This window comes from Sorangium sp. So ce296, assembly GCF_051529605.1.
In the GTDB taxonomy this organism is placed as follows: Bacteria; Myxococcota_A; Polyangia; order Polyangiales; family Polyangiaceae; genus Sorangium; species Sorangium cellulosum_D.
Genome location: NZ_CP150325.1, coordinates 1492104 through 1507878, shown reverse-complemented (window position 1 = coordinate 1507878; position 15775 = coordinate 1492104). Strand labels below are relative to the sequence as shown.

The 15775-nt window shown below is 72.4% G+C and carries 11 protein-coding genes; 1 reads left to right on the top strand and 10 read right to left on the bottom strand.

Going from position 1 to position 15775, the window contains the following annotated elements; genetic code table 11:
* Nucleotides 1-117 precede the first annotated feature (117 nt).
* The 6 genes from WME98_RS05665 to WME98_RS05640 all read right to left on the bottom strand — a co-directional run bounded on the left by WME98_RS05665 (nucleotide 118) and on the right by WME98_RS05640 (nucleotide 10153).
* Nucleotides 118-3738, bottom strand: coding sequence for a hybrid sensor histidine kinase/response regulator (locus tag WME98_RS05665; RefSeq protein WP_437950338.1), 3621 nt, complete (start codon nucleotides 3736-3738; stop codon nucleotides 118-120).
* A 111-nt stretch (nucleotides 3739-3849) separates the two neighbouring features.
* Nucleotides 3850-4896: a response regulator gene (locus tag WME98_RS05660; RefSeq protein ID WP_437950337.1), complete on the bottom strand. Its 1047-nt coding sequence runs from the start codon at nucleotides 4894-4896 to the stop codon at nucleotides 3850-3852.
* On the bottom strand, nucleotides 4893-5267 hold the full coding sequence (locus WME98_RS05655; protein WP_020738673.1) for a response regulator: 375 nt from the start codon (nucleotides 5265-5267) through the stop codon (nucleotides 4893-4895). The genes WME98_RS05660 and WME98_RS05655 overlap by 4 nt, the downstream gene beginning before the upstream one ends.
* A gap of 530 nt (nucleotides 5268-5797) precedes the next feature.
* Entirely contained in the window at nucleotides 5798-6514 is a 717-nt protein-coding gene (locus tag WME98_RS05650) for a hypothetical protein (RefSeq protein ID WP_437950336.1), read from the bottom strand.
* A gap of 250 nt (nucleotides 6515-6764) precedes the next feature.
* Nucleotides 6765-7229 carry a PaaI family thioesterase gene (locus WME98_RS05645; RefSeq protein ID WP_437721257.1) on the bottom strand — a complete coding sequence of 155 codons (465 nt, stop codon included), beginning with the start codon at nucleotides 7227-7229 and terminating at the stop codon, nucleotides 6765-6767.
* The gene (locus WME98_RS05640) at nucleotides 7226-10153 is read right to left on the bottom strand and encodes a 2-oxoglutarate dehydrogenase E1 component (RefSeq protein WP_437950335.1); all 2928 of its coding nucleotides are present in this window, start codon (nucleotides 10151-10153) and stop codon (nucleotides 7226-7228) included. The genes WME98_RS05645 and WME98_RS05640 overlap by 4 nt, the downstream gene beginning before the upstream one ends.
* Nucleotides 10154-10298: 145 nt before the next feature.
* On the opposite strand from WME98_RS05640, the gene WME98_RS05635 reads away from it, so the two are divergent.
* The gene (locus WME98_RS05635) at nucleotides 10299-11936 is read left to right on the top strand and encodes a glucose-6-phosphate isomerase (RefSeq protein ID WP_061621953.1); all 1638 of its coding nucleotides are present in this window, start codon (nucleotides 10299-10301) and stop codon (nucleotides 11934-11936) included.
* 44 nt (nucleotides 11937-11980) lie between these two features.
* Here the strand turns inward: WME98_RS05635 and WME98_RS05630 are convergent, their stop codons facing one another.
* The 4 genes from WME98_RS05630 to WME98_RS05615 all read right to left on the bottom strand — a co-directional run bounded on the left by WME98_RS05630 (nucleotide 11981) and on the right by WME98_RS05615 (nucleotide 15775).
* Nucleotides 11981-12790: a hypothetical protein gene (locus WME98_RS05630; protein WP_437950334.1), complete on the bottom strand. Its 810-nt coding sequence runs from the start codon at nucleotides 12788-12790 to the stop codon at nucleotides 11981-11983.
* A 46-nt stretch (nucleotides 12791-12836) separates the two neighbouring features.
* On the bottom strand, nucleotides 12837-13523 hold the full coding sequence (locus tag WME98_RS05625) for a hypothetical protein (RefSeq protein ID WP_437950333.1): 687 nt from the start codon (nucleotides 13521-13523) through the stop codon (nucleotides 12837-12839).
* A gap of 120 nt (nucleotides 13524-13643) precedes the next feature.
* Nucleotides 13644-15038, bottom strand: a complete 1395-nt coding sequence (locus WME98_RS05620; protein ID WP_437950332.1) for a S41 family peptidase — start codon at nucleotides 15036-15038, stop codon at nucleotides 13644-13646.
* A 416-nt stretch (nucleotides 15039-15454) separates the two neighbouring features.
* The gene (locus WME98_RS05615) at nucleotides 15455-15775 is read right to left on the bottom strand and encodes a hypothetical protein (protein WP_437950331.1); all 321 of its coding nucleotides are present in this window, start codon (nucleotides 15773-15775) and stop codon (nucleotides 15455-15457) included.

Sequence of the window (15775 nt, the reverse complement as noted above, 5' to 3'; positions counted from 1 at the left end):
CGCCGGCTGGCGGCGCTCAAATTGGCCCGGAGAGAGCTCACATGAAGGCGGGAAGGCAGGAAGATCATTGGCCTTTTCTTCTCGCCTTCTCGCCTTCCCGCCTTCCCGCCTTCATGTTCAATTGTGAGCACTGCCCTGCGCCGCGGCCTCGACGCAGACGCGGACCTCCTCCAGGAGCTCCTGGAGGCCGAGCTCGCCCTTCTGGAACACCCGCTCGGTGCCTAGCCGGAGCCGGGCGCGATCGTCGTCCGTGAGCTCCTTGGCCGTGAGCACGATGAGCGGCATCCGGCGCCAGTGCTCGTGGAGGCGCAGCCGCTCGATCAGCTCGAAGCCGTCCATCTCGGGCATCATCAGATCGACGATGGCCGCGTCGGGCGCCTCCGCGTCGGTCGCCAGCAGATCGAGCGCGAGCCGGCCGTTCGCCGCCGACACCGCGTCGCAGCCCGACCTGCGCAGCATCCCCTCGAGCACCTCCCGGCTCGGCGCGTCGTCCTCGACCACGAGGACGCGCGGGCTGCGCCCGCTCCGGAGCGCGCACCGCGCGAGCGCGCGCTCCAGCGCCTCGCGCTCCACCGGCTTCGTGATGTAGTCCGCGGCGCCGAGCGAATAGCCGATGCCCCGCTCCTCGACGATCGAGATGACGATCACCGGGATCGACGCGAGCGCCGGGGTCGACTTGAGCGCCGAGAGCACCCGCCAGCCGTCCATCTCGGGCATCAGGAGATCCAGCGTGATCACGTCGGGGAAGAGCGTGCCGGCGAGGCGCAGCCCCTCCCGCCCGCCCGGCGCGAGCGCCACGTGGTGGCCGAGCGCCTCGATGTGCCGCTTGAGCAGGTCGCGCACCGTGGCGTCGTCGTCCACCACGAGGACGAGCCGCTGGGCGTCCGCGCGGCCCGGCGCCCACGCCTCGGCGCCCGCGCGACCGTGGCCGTCCGCCGCGCCGTCCCGCGCCGCGGCGTCGTCGGGCGGCGCCGCGAGCGGCAGCCGCACGCGGAACGTGGAGCCCTTGCCGACCTCGCTCTTCACCTCGATCGCGCCGCCCATGAGCTCGACGAGCCGCTTCGTGATCATGAGGCCCAGCCCGGTGCCGCCGTACCTGCGCGAGGTCGACGCGTCGGCCTGGACGAACGGCTGGAACAGCCGCTTCAGCTGCTCCTCCGTCATCCCGATGCCCTCGTCCTCGACCTCGAGGTGCAGCGCCGGCCGGCCGGCCTCGCGCTCGACCGAGACCCGCACCCGCACGGCGCCGTCGGCGGTGAACTTCGCCGCGTTGCTGAGCAGGTTGTAGAGGATCTGCCGCGTCCTCCGCGGGTCGGCGTGCAGGGTGATCGCGCCGTCGGGGCGGTGGATCGAGAGCGTGTTCCGGCGCTGCGCGACCAGCGGGCGCACGGTCGAGGTCACCTCGTCGAGCAGCGCCTGGACGTCGAACGACTCGGGGTGGAGCTCCATCCTGCTCGCCTCGATCTTCGACAGGTCGAGGACGTCGTTGATGAGGCCGAGGAGGTGGGCGCCGGCCTGGTGGATCTTCTTCAGGTCCGCCACGAACGCCTGGTTGCCGATCTCGAGCGCGTCCTCCTGGAGCATCTCGCTGTAGCCCAGGATCGCGTTGAGCGGCGTGCGCAGCTCGTGGCTCATGTTGGCGACGAACTGGCTCTTCGCCAGGTTCGCGCGCTCGGCCGCCCGCGCCATGGCCTCCGCGTGCGTCTTGGCCTCCGAGAGCTGCCGGTTCACGACCTCGGCCCGCTCCATCGCCTGGGACAGCGCCTGCTCGGTCTCCTTGTGCAGGGTGATCTCCTGCTGCAGCTGCTCGTTCTGCCGATCGAGCTCCTCCTCGACGAGCTCCCGGCTCTCCCACGAGAGGACGAGCCACCACGCGCCGACGCCGATGAGGACCACGACCGCGGCGTAGAGCTTGATGAACGCGGCGAGGACCTCGGGCCGCGCCTCGGCGGTCAGGGCGGCGGTCCAGTAGAAGAGCCCGAAGAGCGCCCCGACGACGCCCGCCATGGCGGCGAACACGAGCGCGAAGCGCAGGAGCCTCGACGAGAGCCGCGCCGACAGCCGCTCCGCCACGAAGGCGCGGAGCGCCGTCGCCCGGCGCGCGGACACCCCGGCCCGGGGCGTCTTGCAGACGTCGTGGCAGCGCGCGTCCAGCGTGCAGCAGAGCGAGCAGATCGCCCCCTCGTACACGGGGCAGTACGCCATGTCCTGCGGCTCGTAGCCGTGCTCGCAGACGCAGCACTGCGCGATCCCAGGGGCCTTGTCGCTCGGGAAATGGGTGTTCTCGCGGGCGATGTAGTACTTGCCCCGGGTGAGCCAGGCGATCGCGGGGGACAGCGCGAACGCGAGGCCGAGCGCGATGAACGAGGAGTACGCCGCGGCGGCGGGGCCGAACAGCCCGGCGAAGCAGAGGATGGAGGCCGCGGCGCCCGCGCCCATCGCGCCGACCCCCACCGGGTTCACGTCGTAGAGGTGCGCCCGCTTGAACTCGATATACCGCGGGCTCAGCCCGAGGGGCTTGTTGACGACGAGGTCGGCCACGATCGCGCCGATCCACGCGATCGCGACGCTGGAGTAGATCGCGAGCACCTTCTCGAGGGTGTGGAAGACCCCGAACATCATGAGGAGGAGCGCGATCGCGACGTTGAACACGAGCCACACGACGCGGCCGGGGTGGCGGTGCGTGAGCCGCGAGAAGAAGTTGGACCACGCGAGCGACCCGGCGTAGGCGTTGGTCACGTTGATCTTGAGCTGCGAGACGACGACGAACGCCATCGCCGCGAGGAGGACGACGCCGCGGTTCGAGAAGACGTGCTCGTAGCCGGCGAGGTACATCACCACCGGCCGGAGCGCCGCGTCCACGCTCGAGCCCTGCCGCACCGCGAGCGACGCGAGGAAGCCGCCGGCCAGCTGCTTGGCGCCGCCGAGCAGGATCCACCCGGGGCCCGCCAGGATCAGCGCGGTCCACCAGAGGCGGCGGTTCGATCGCGTCCTGTCCGGCATGAACCGCAGGTAATCCACCTGTTCGCCGATCTGCACGATGAGGGAGAAGCTCACGCTGGCCGCGAGGCCGAAGAGGACCGGGTCGAACCGGTCGCCGCCCTCCGACCTGCCGGCGAAGCTGGTCCAGCCGGACAGCGCCTCCGGGTCCTTGTGGAGCACGAAGACGAACGGCAGCGCCATCAGCACGAGCCACAGCGGCTGGGTCCAGAGCTGGAACTTGTTGATCAGGGTCACGCCGAAGAGCACGAGCGGGATGATCACCGCCGAGCACAGGAGGTACCCGGGCACGAGCGGCAGCCCGAAGTAGAGCTCGAGGGCCTGCGCCATGATGGCGGCCTCGAGGGCGAAGAAGATGAACGTGAACGACGCGTAGATGACCGACGTGATCGTCGAGCCGATGTAGCCGAACCCCGCGCCCCGCGTGAGGAGGTCCATGTCGAGGTTGTACGTCGCCGAGTAGTACGAGATCGGCAGTCCCGTGAGGAAGATGATGGCGCTGGAGACGAGGATCGCCCAGACCGAGTTCGTGAACCCGTAACTGACGATCAGCGAGGCGCCGATGGCCTCGAGCGCGAGGAACGAGATCCCGCCGAGCGCCGTGTTGGCGAGGAGCGCCGGGGACCATTTCCGGAACGACCTCGGCGCGTAGCGGAGGGAGTAGTCCTCCATGGTCTCGTTGGCGACCCAGCTGTTGTACGCGCGCCTCTCCCTGACGATGGTGTGGATGACCTGCATGGCTCGCCGCTCCGCGCCTGTCCGCGGCACGCCCCGGACAGGCGCCCTCGTGTTCACGCTGCTTCGCCTGTGAAGCGCCCCGCGCGCGCCCCGGCCGGCGCGGCCCCTCGCTCAGCCCCCGCCCTGCTCGCCCGCGCCGCCCCGCGCCGCCCCGCGCTGCGCCTCCTCGGCGCGCGCCTGGTGCTCCCGGAGCAGGGTGACATAGGCCTCCTCGCATTGCCTGAGCCGCTTGAGCTCGAGGCAGGCGCGGATGCGCGCCTGGAGCAGGACCATGTTGAACGGCTTTGTCACGTAGTCCTCGGCGCCGCACTCGATGCCGCGCGCCACGTCGCCGAGCTTGTCGGACGCGGAGAGCAGGACCACCGGGGCGAGGCCGAGGCGCCCCTCGTCCCGCAGCTTCTCCAGGACGTCGAGGCCGCTCAGGTCCGGCATGACGAGATCGAGCAGGATCAGGTCGTAGTCGTTCTCGCGGATGAGCTGCAGCGCCGTGCGCCCGCCGGGCGCCTGGTCCACCTCGTACCCCCGCCGCTCGAGGCACGCGCTCAGCATGTCGCGGTTCACGGAGTTGTCGTCGACGACGAGCAGGCGCCCGCCGAGGCTCCCGGCCCTGGCCGGGGAGGTGGGCGCGGGGAGGGGAGCCTCGTCCTGGACCGGCGGCAGCCCGAGCCACGGGGCCTTCGGGAGGCCGCTCTGCGAGTAGCACGCGATGAGGTTGCGCAGCATCACCCCCGCCGCCTGGATCCTGCAGAGGATGGGAATCAGCGCGAACCGCTCCTCGCGCTCGAACCGGGAGAGCAGCTCGGCGCAGAGCGGCTCGATCTTGCTCGTGTGCGGCTCGGTGGCGTCGTTGAGCTCGCGCAGGCTGCGGAGCAGCGCCTGCGAGTCGCGGCCGCCGAGCGCCTCCTCGGAGATGCGCTCGTTCACCTGGGCGAGCACGGAGGCCCCGATGCCGCGGAGCCCGTTGAGCGCGTCGAAGGTGCTCGTCGGCGCGTCGAGCGGCAGGCACTCGAGGAGGTGGTCGCCGTAGCCGACGATCGCGGTGAGCGAGGTGCGGAGCTCGTGGCGGAGGTGCGCGATGAGCGATCTCCAGAGCTCCTGCCTGCCGGGCCTGTCGCTCGGGGCGCCGCGGCCGGCGAGGGGATCGGCCGGGCGCTTCACGGCGACTCCCGGGCGAGCAGCGTCTGGATCTTGGCGTCGAGGCGCTCGATCTCGACGGGCTTGATGTCGTAGTCGTCGCCGCCCGCCTCGATGGCCTGCTCTCGATCGCTGCTCATCGCATGGGCGGTGAGGACGATGATGGGGATGTCCCTGGTGCGCGTGTCCCCCTTGAGGCGGCGCGTCGCCTCGAGGCCGTCGATGTTGGGCAGGCCGACGTCCATGAGGATCAGCTGCGGCCGCGCGGCCCGCGCCAGCTCCACCCCCGACTCGCCGTCCACGGCGGTCACCACGGCGTATCCACGGCGGAGCAGGCGTCGCGATAACATGTCACGGTTCATCTCGTTGTCTTCGACGAGGAGAATGGTGGTCATGAGGTCCCCCCTTGAAAGCAAGATCCCCGCGGCGCCCCGCCCGACGGTGAGCGCGGCCGCCGCTCGCGCAGGCGCGCGGCCGAGGCGGCGCCCCGCGCCGCCCGCCACCGAGAAATGAACCGCCAAGGACGCCAAGAACGCCAAGAAGAGAACAAGATCTTGGCGTCCTTGGCGCCTTGGCGGTTCGAATTCCTGCTCTTCTGAGCGGTTTCAGCCCGTTTGTCGTTCTAGAAGAGCTCTTGAGCGGTCGTGTCCCCCCCCCGTCCGCGCAGCCTTCGTCGATTCGATGTCTCGTACGTTACGGTATCGGTTTTTGGGGATCCATAGAAATCGGTGTTTGCCATCGCCAGAGGCGTGCTGCTCGGAGAGCGGATGTCCGCGGCCCGAGCCTCTCCTCGAAGGGGAGCTGCGTTGTGTCCAGCACGTGTCGAGCGGTGATGGAGAGCGCGGCGAGGCCGCGAGATGGCCTATCGCAGTTGGATGAGTGGATTCGGGACGTACGCTGCCGGAGCGCGCCGCGCCCCGGTCGCTCAGCGCCGCGCGATCTCGACGATCTCCCGCGCGCGCTGGCCGCCGAGGTCGAAGCGCCCCTCGAGCCCTGCGAACACGAAGCTGTTCACGCGGCTGCCGCGGACCTCGTGGGCGGCGCTCGCGCCGCCGGCGCGCTCCAGGAAGAAGACGTTGAGCCCGCCGCCGACCGATGGGCCGAGCGCCACGCTGTCCGACATGCGGACGTCGAGCGTCGCGGTGAGGCGCGCGAGCTCGACGCCGTGGGTGAGCGTGTCGCGCTCCTGGCCGGGCGCCGCCGTCCAGAGGGCGCGGTAGCCGCTGCCGACCGCGATCACCGGGTCGATGCGCTGGAACGGCGCCATGTGGAACCTCGCCTCGGCGCCCGCCGTCAGGCCGCGGACGTCGGTGTCGCGCCGGTCCGGGCCCATGGCCATGTACTGCTCGTAGCTCGACGTCAGGCCGAGGCCGATCTTCGGCGTCGCGCGGTAGCCGAGCTTCACGGCCACGCCGGCGCCGGGGCCCGACACGTCGCGGAGGCGCCGCTCGCTCCCGATGTCGCCGAACCCCTGCGTGTACCCGGCGGCGACCCCGAGCTCGAGCGCGTTGCCCGGCGCCCGGAGCGGCGAACTCAGGTAGCTCGGCGGGACCTCGCCCTCGTAGTCCTGCGCCGACGCGACGCGCGCGTACAGCGCGCCGAGCGCGGCCGCGGCGACCGCGAACCCCGTGTATGCCTTCATTGCGGATCCTCCTCGTTCGCGGCGCCGCGAGGCGGCGGAGCCGATCCGCGCGCCACGATCCGCGCTGCGCGGCACAATCCGCGCAGCGCGGCCCGCGCCGCGCGAGCCGCCCGGGGACGCCGCTCGCGGGGGCGCGGAGCATCGCGTGTGCCACGGAGGCGGCGAGCACCGCCTTCTCGGTCGCGGACGGGCGGGGGGCGGCGCGCGAGGCCGCCGGCCGCTCACGGCGCGGCGCCGCGAGGCCGCCGGCCTACCAGCGGTGGAAGGCCGGGTGCCCTTCCTTGACGGCCACGAACGTCCCGCGGCACGTCGCCGTGACCCGGCCCCCCGCCTCCAGGGTCGCCTCGACCACCACGCGGTCGCCCTCGGCCTCCGCGACCTGCGCCCGCAGGCGCACCGGGCCGAGCGGCGTCGGCTTCTTCAGCTTCACGTGGAAGTCCGCCGTCACCGTGCACGGCGGCGCGTCGGCCCCCCGCGCCTGCATGAGGTGGTGGGCCGCGGTCCAGTTCGAGTGGCAGTCGAGCAGCGCCCCGAGGATGCCGCCGTTGACCATCCCGGGGAACGCCTCGTGGTGCGGCTCCGGCGTGAAGTCGCAGACCACCGCGTCGCCCTCGACGCGGCTCTTCAGCCGGAGCCCCTTGTCGTTGGCGGGCCCGCACCCGAAGCACCGGCTCTGCGGCGCGTATCGGTCCTGCAGGCTCGCGGCTTCGCTCAACGGCTGCCCCCCACGAACGCCTCGTCCATCAGCATCTTCTGCTCGAGGAGGTGGCTCGCCCGCGACCCGGTCGCCGGGCTCGCGCTCGGCGCGCGGCTCACGCACGAGAGCGGCAGCCGGTCGCCGAGCTTGTTCCGGAGCACCGCGAGGACGTAGTACCAGGACCCGTAGTTGCGCGGCTCCTCCTGCACCCACACGAGCGGCGTGCCGTCCTTGTAGGGCGCGAGCGCGTTCACGATCTCGTCGTTCAGCGGGAAGAGCTGCTCCAGCCGCAGGATCGCCACGTCCTTGAGCCCGCGCGTCTCCCGCGCCAGCGCGAGGTCGTAGTACACCTTGCCCGAGCAGAGCAGGATCCGCTTCACGTCGGCCGGATCGACCCCGCTCGTGTCGGGCAGCACGCGCTGGAACTGGCCCTCGGCGAGGTCCTGGATCGTCGACACGGGCCGGTGCGGGCCCTTCGACGTCGCCGGGACGCGCAGCAGGCTCTTCGGCGTGGCGATGATGAGCGGCTTGCGCCACGGGCGGTGCACCTGCCGCCGCAGCACGTGGAACAGTTGCGCCGGCGTCGTCAGGTTGCACACCTGGATGTTGTCCTCGGCGCTGTTCTGCAGGCAGCGCTCGATGCGCGCGCTCGAGTGCTCCGGCCCCTGGCCCTCGTAGCCGTGCGGCAGGAAGAGCACGATGCCGCTCAGGCGGTGCCACTTGTCCTCGCTCGACGTGATGAACTGGTCGACGATGACCTGCGCGCCGTTGAGGAAGTCGCCGAACTGCGCCTCCCAGATGACGAGCCCGTCCGGGTAGTCGAGGCTGTAGCCGAAGTCGAAGCCGAGCACGCCCGCCTCGCTGAGCGGGCTGTTGTACGCCTCGAACCGCGCCGGCGCCTTGGCCACGCTCGACAGCGGCGCGAAGCGCGCGCTCGTCTCCACGTCGCGCAGCACCGCGTGCCGGTGGCTGAAGGTGCCGCGCTGCACGTCCTGCCCGGAGAGCCGCACCGGCGTCCCCTCGGCGAGCAGCGACGCGTAGGCGAGCATCTCGCCCGTGCCCCAGTCGAACGGCTCGCCGGCGACGAGCTTCTCGTGCCGCTGCTTGAGCGTCGGCAGCACCTTCGGGTGCGCCTTGAAGCCCTCGGGCAGCTCGAGGAGCTTCTCGGACAGGGCGATGAGCCGCTCGGCCGGCACGCTCGTCGGCACGTCCGGCGTCGCGTGATCGGCGCCGCCGCGGTAGTGCGTCCACACGCCGCCCATCGAGTAGAGCACCGGCGCGAAGCCCTTCTGCTTCACCTCGTCGAGCGCGGCGGCGAGCGCCTCGCGGCGCCGCATCACGATCTCCTCGGCCTTCTCCGCGGTGATCTGGCCGAGCTCCATGAGGCGCCGGACGTAGACCTGCCGCACGGTCGGCTTCTTGTCGATCGCGGCGTACATCCGCGGCTGCGTGTAGCGCGGCTCGTCGCCCTCGTTGTGGCCGTACTTGCGGTAGCAGTACATGTCGATGACCACGTCCGAGCCGAAGCGCGAGCGGTAGTCGATCGCGAGCTGCGCGACGTGGGCGACCGCCTCCGGGTCCTCGCCGTTCACGTGGAACACCGGGACCTTGAGCATCCGGGTGATGTCGGACGCGTAGCGGGTCGAGCGGCCCTCCATCGGGTCGGTCGTGAAGCCGACCTGGTTGTTCACGATGACGTGGACCGTGCCGCCGGTCGAGTAGCCCTTCAGGTTCATCATGTTGAGCGTCTCGGCGACGACGCCCTGCCCGATGAACGCCGCGTCGCCGTGGATGAGCAGCGGCATCACGCGGCGGCGCGCGTCGGCCGCGCCGTCGGCGAGCCGCCGGTCCTGCTTCGCGCGGACGCGGCCCTGGACGACGGGGTTCACGAACTCGAGGTGGCTCGGGTTGAACGTGAGCGTGAGGTGGACGTTGCGCCCGTTCTCGAGCGTGCGGTCGGTCGAGTAGCCGAGGTGGTACTTGACGTCGCCGCTGCCGAGGTGGCGCTCCGCGTCCTTGTCCTCGAAGGCCGCGAAGATCTCGCGCAGGCTCTTGTCCATGATGTTCGCGAGGACGTTGAGCCGGCCGCGGTGCGCCATGCCGACCACGATCTCGTCGACCTCGTGCGACCCGGCGCGCTCGATGATGAGGTCGAGCAGCGGGATGAGGCTCTCGGCGCCCTCCAGCGAGAAGCGCTTCGTCCCCGCCTCGTAGGACTTGTGGATGAACTGCTCGAAGATCTCGGCGTCGGAGAGCTTCGTCAGGATCCGCAGCTGCTTCTTTCGGTCGAGCGTCAGGCGGTTGCGCGTCGACTCCATCTGCTGCTGGAGCCACTGGCGCGCCTCGGGCTCCTCGATGAACGTGAACTCGACGCCGATCGAGCGGCAGTACGTCTCCTCGAGCCGGCGGATGATCTCGCGCAGGGTGAGGACGGGCGGCACGCCGGCGAGGTCGGTCGTCGGGAAGGCGAGGTCGAGGTCCTCGACGCGCAGCCCGAAGTTCGTGAGGTCGAGCTCGGGCGGCGTCGCGGGCGGCAGGCCGAGCGGGTCGACGTGCGCGAAGAGGTGGCCGCGCACGCGGTAGGCGTTCACGAGGGCGTAGACGCGCGCCTTGAGCGCCGCCTCCGCGAGCACCTTCAGGTCGCGCGACGTCTCGAGCGAGGTCGGGTGCTCGCTCAGCGTCTGCGCGAACGCGGCCTCCAGCGTCTTCGCGGCCTCTCCGTTCGTCTTGCCGTGCCCGTTCCCCGGCGCCGCCGAGGGCCGCTGCGCCTGCGGCTGGGCGGACGGCAGCGCGGCCGGAGCGGGCAGCCTGATCGGCGCGGCGCCGCCGTTCTTGCCCTCGAAGAACGAGCGCCAGCCGGGGTCTACCGACTCCGGGTTCTCGAGGTACTGCGCATAGAGCTCCTCGACGAGCCCTGCATTGATTCCGAAATCAAGCTGCATCGTGGTTCGGCGTGCAAATAACGCGTGTCGGGGCGGCACGCTAGAGTCGTTTTCCGATGGCTCCGGTGCATAGGGCGGAACATCGTCCGGACAAGGGGTCCGAGCGCCTGGAGAAACGGTAGGGAGAAGCGGTAGAAGGGGGGCCATGGATCAAGACCGCGCAACCCCGGGTCGAGGACCGGCGCCCGCCGTCCTCCCCATCGACCGTTTCCGGGACCACCTCTTCCACGACGGGAGCCTCGGCCTCTGGCTGGACGTGAGCCGGATCCGCTTCGAGAAAGACTTTTTCGCCACGATGGATCCGCGCATCCAGGCGGCGCTCGCCGAGATGGCGGCGCTCGAGGGCGGGAGCATCGCCAACCCCGACGAGGGCCGCCGGGTCGGCCATTACTGGCTGCGCGCGCCGGAGCTGGCGCCCGAGGCCGCGCTGCGCGCCGCGATCGAGGCGACGAACGCGCGGATCCTGAGCTTCGCCGCGGACGTGCACGCGGCGCGGGTGCGGCCGGAGCGGGCGGCCCGCTTCCGCAAGGTGCTGGTCGTCGGGATCGGCGGCTCGGCGCTCGGGCCGCAGTTCGTCGCGTCGGCGCTGGGGACGCCGGCCGACCGGATGCAGCCGTATTTCTTCGACAATACGGATCCGGACGGGATCGATCGCACGCTGGACGCCATCGGGGACGACCTCGGCGCGACGCTCGCGGTGATCATCTCGAAATCGGGCGGGACGAAGGAGACCCGCAACGGGATGCTCGAGCTCGAGGCGGCGTACCGGCGGCTCGGCCTGTCGCTCGGGGCGCACGCGGTCGCGGTGACGGGGGAGGGGAGCGAGCTCGACAAGTACGCGGCGAAGCACGGCTTCCTAGCCCGGTTCCCGATGTGGGACTGGGTCGGCGGGCGGACGAGCGAGCTCTCGGCGGTCGGCCTCTTGCCGGCGGCGCTGCAGGGGCTGTCGATCCTGGAGATGCTGCAGGGGGCGCGCGAGATGGACGAGGTCACGCGCTCGAAGGAGGCGCTCCGGAACCCGGCGGCGCTGCTCGCGCTCGCCTGGTACTCGGCGACGGGCGGCGTGGGCCGGAAGGACATGGTGCTGCTCCCGTACAAGGACCGGCTCGAGCTCTTCTCCCGCTATCTCCAGCAGCTCGTGATGGAGTCGCTCGGCAAGCGGCTCGATCGCCAGGGCAAGGAGGTGTGCCAGGGGATCGCCGTCTACGGCAACAAGGGCTCGACCGATCAGCACGCGTACGTGCAGCAGCTCCGCGACGGGCTCGACAACTTCTTCGTCACGTTCATCGAGGTGCTGCGCGATCGCGCGCCGTCGCGCGGCGCGATCGAGGTCGACCCCGGCGTCACGACGGGCGACTACCTCTCCGGCTTCCTGCAGGGGACGCGCAAGGCGCTCAGCGAGAGCGGGCGCGAGTCGATCACGATCACGATCGAGACGGTCGACGCGCGCGCCGTCGGCATGCTGATCGCGCTCTACGAGCGCGCGGTCGGGCTGTACGCGTCGCTCGTCGGCATCAACGCGTACCACCAGCCCGGCGTCGAGGCCGGCAAGAAGGCCGCGCAGGAGGTGCTGGATCTGCAGGCCAAGGTGCTCGCGGCGCTGGCCGCGGGCGCGGGGCGCGCGCTGAAGCTCGAGGAGATCGCGGGCGCGGCGGGCACCGGCGACGTCGAGACGGTCTTCTGGATCCTGCGCCACCTCGCCGCGAACCCGGAGCGCGGCGTGGTCCGGGAGCTGCCGCAGGGCGGCTCGCCGTTCGACGCGACGTACCGGCTGGCGCGGTGAGCGGGGGGCGCCGGGAGCCGGGGCGGGCTCCCGGCGCGCGCTGCTCAGAAGCGGACGCGCAGGGTCCCGCCGGTCGGGCCGACGAGGAGCTCGGGGGCGTGGAGCGACGTCTTGCGCGGGATGTCGTGGCGCACCCAGACCTTCTGGTTGGAGGCGAGGCCCGCGACGAGCAGCGCGAAGCCCGTCACCTGCGTGAGACCGTTGAGGAGCACGAGGGAGCCGGCGACCCGGCCGCCGTCGTCGGAGAAGTCGACGTCCTCGCCCGTGGCGAGCGTGATGAACGGGCCGCCCACGGGCACGAACAGCGGCGCGTAGCTGCCGGCCTCGCTCTCTCCCTCGCTGAGGATGCTCCCGGCCGTGAGCGCGGCGAGCGCCCACGCGGTGCCGAGGACGATGGTCCCCGCGACAAGCAGCCGGCGGCTCTTCTGCGTCTCGAGGCGGTAGCCCTGCGGCGCGGGCTCGCCTTCCTTGAAGGGCAGCGTCCGCGGCATGCCGAGGATGAAGCTCGACGTGTACGACGCGTAGTCCGCCGGCGGCGCGTAGCCGGGCGGCGCGTAGCCGGGCGGCGGCGCGTAGCCGGGCGGCGGCGCGTAGCCCGGCGGCGGTGCGTAGCCGGGCGGCGGCGCGTAGCCAGGCGGCGGTGCGTAGCCGGGCGGCGGCGCGTAGCCCGGCGGCGGCGCGTAGCCGGGCGGCGGCGCGTAGCCGGGCGGCGGCGCGTAGCCGGGCGGCGGCGCGTAGCCGGGCGGCGGTGCGCTCTGCGCTGACGGAGCGTCGCTCTCCGCTGCGGCCGGGGTCGCGAGCGCGAGCACGCCGAGCAGTGCGGGCATCGAGAGGACAGCGCGGATCGCGCTCACGTGGGTCTCCCTTCGGGGTGAGAGCCGCTGGCGCAGGCTCGGCGGATCAGAATCGCCATCGGAGCTCCGCGGACGACGCGCCGATCGAGATCGCAGGCCACGGGGACGCAGCGTGCTCGGGATCGCGCGGGCTCACCTTGAACTGCCGCTCCAGGTAGACCTCCTCGTTCGCCAAGCCGGCGACAACCAGGAGCAGCCCGCTCACCTGGGCGACGGCGTCCACCGTGAGCCAGAAGACGCCCGCGCCCTCGGCGTTCATGGTCACCGTGCTGATCATCGGGCCGACGAACGGGATGAACAGCGGCCCGAACTCGTCGAAATCCTCCTCCGCGAGGATCGCGACGCCCGCGACCGTGACCGAGAGCGCGTACGGGATGCCGAACGTCAGGAGCCCCGCGCCGACGAGCGCGCGATCCGATCTGGTCTTGAGCGCGTAGCCGCGCGGGATCGGGTCGCCCTCCTCGTACTGGATGGTCCGCGGGTTCGCCCACGGCGGGAGCGGCGGCGGCGGCAGCAGGTAGTAGCCCGGCGGAACGGGCATCGGCGCGCCGTCCGGAGGCGCGGGAGGAGCGCTCGGCGCGGCGGGAGCCGCCGTCGTGCCGCCGAGCGCGGGCCTCTGCGGCGCGCCAGGCACCTGCGCGGCCGCGGGCGCGGCGAGCCCGAGCAGCGCGGCGAGCACCGCGGCGGCCTGCGCGCCGCGGGCGCGCTGCGCGGCGAGGCGGCGACGCGGCACGATACTCCCTTCCGTTGGCCCGATCGGCATGCTGGCTCCCGTCGCGCTCGCGCGGCGACTCCGAGGAACTGCGGGTGGCTTCGGCGCAGCGAGGCCAGAATACGCGGACCGTTCGCGAACTCAACGAGGCGCGCACGATGTCCGCGCGCCGCGGCGAGGAGCGCCGGACGGCGCCCCGCGCAGCGCGAGCGCGGCCGCGCGTTCGACGAGATCGGCGCCGTCGAACCGGACGTCGGGCTCGAACCCGCGCAGCTCGACGAAGTCGCCGAGCGGGTCGCGGTACGCGCGGGTGCCGAGCGACAGGGTGACGCCCGAGCGCGGGAGCCGGAAGAGCGCGAGCTCGCCGACGCTCATGCCGCCGCGGGTGTTCTGCCCGACCACGAGGACGCCCGGGATCTGTCGCGCCAGCGCGAGCAGCATCTCGCACGCCGACGCGCAGCCGCGGTCGACGAGGAACACGGCGCGCCCCTCGAGCGGCCCCGCCGCCCGCCCGCGGACCAGCGCGCCGCGGGTCGTGAGGTCGACGCGCGGCGCCGCGCCGCCGCGGTCCGCGGCGCGACCCCGCAGCGCCCCGGCGAGGCGTTCGAGCGCGGCGAGGTGCTCGACGAAGCGCGGCCGCGCCTCGGGCGGGACGTCGCCGCGGGCGAGCCGGCGGCGGGCGCTGTTGGCGCGCCCCTCGGCCGCGGCGACGGAGAGGACCTCGCGCTCGTCGAGCGCGCAGAGCGGCGCGTCGGTGAGCGCGAGCGCGAAGCGCTCGGCGAAGAGGTAGTTGCCGCCGGCGTTGCCGCGCAGGTCCACGACGAAGGCGGGCGCTCGCCGCAGCTCGGCGGCGAACGCGGGGAGCGCCGCGAGCGCCGGGGCGGCGGCGGTGCTGAAGGTGCGGATGGCGAGCACCGGGACGCCGTCGCGGCTCCGCGTGAGCTCGACGGGCGGGCCGGGGAGGCGCGGCGCCTCGAGCCGCCGCGGCGGGGCCTCGGTCCGGGCGTCGGCGCCGCGGCCGGCGCACGTCGCCGGGGCGGCGGGCGCGAGCGCCGGGTCGGCGGGCGCCGGGGCGGCGGGCGCGGGGGCGACGGTGAGCCGGAGCGGCGCGCGGCCGCCGTGGCCGAACGCGAGGTGGCCGTCCGGCGCCGCGAACACGTCGCGCAGGAGCCGCGCGAGCTCGTCGGGGCGCCACGCGGCGCGGCCGCGGAGCGCGGCCGCGGCCCGAGCGAGCGCGCGCGGCGAGGGCGCGGGCGAGCGCCCGTCGAGGCCCGCGTAGGCGTGCTCGAAGGCGTAGCGCGCGTCGTCGAGATCGAGGATCGCCTCGGCCGAGGACACGGTCCGCGGCTCGCCGTCGAGGTCGCCGTCCGCGATGCGCAGGCTCCGGAGCGGCGCCGGCGCCTGCGAGGGGGCGACCGCCGGCGCCGGGGCGCACGCGAGCGCGGCGCAGGAGAGCGCGGCGCACGCGAGCGCCGCGAAGGAGCGCGCCGCGGTCGCGGCGCGGCGAGGCCGGCGGAGCGAGCTCTCGGGGGGCACGGCGCGCGAGGGTGCGACGGCGCGCGCCGCCGGCGCAACCGCGTCCGCTCGGGCTCGTGAAGGAGATCACGGCATCGCAGCGAGATCCAGGGCCGCGCCGGGCGAGCTTGCGGAGCGCCGGGGCGCAGGGCGCCGCGCCGGCTCCGGAAACGCGCGAGTGCCCGCGGGCCGCCGGCGCAGTCTCGCCCGCGGGGGGGCCAACCATGATGGCGAGATTGGGACCGGTTACCCTCGCTATGGCCAGGCACCCGCCTGCACGATCGAGCGGCAACCATCGCGAGCGTCAACACCACGTCCTCGTGGGGCCAAGCTGTGGTTGCCCTCGATCCGTTCTGCCGGACCGGGCGCCAACAGAATGGGCGCGGCGCCGTGTGCCGCACCTCCCGGTCAGCCGCGTCGTGCTCGTAGGCATCGTGCTACCGATATCGTTCGATATACCCTGGCTTCCATGTCTCCGCAAGTAAACCCTCAATGTCTCCTTCGATAAGTCGTTTCCACAGTTCCAAGACACGCGCTTTGGGAACGGCGATCATGTGCCGCTCGCCGCCTCTCCCGAGGTGTTCGAAGATTAATCGTCCATCTCGATGAGCCGACATGCTCCACCCAGAGTCATCATGGATAACGGCGACGTCTCCATGCTCGCGGTCGGCGGAGGCAAGCTCGTCATAGAGATCAGAAAGGCTTTCCAAGGGTGGGTTTTCATCGCCAGAACCATCGGTGTGAATGATGCTGAACAT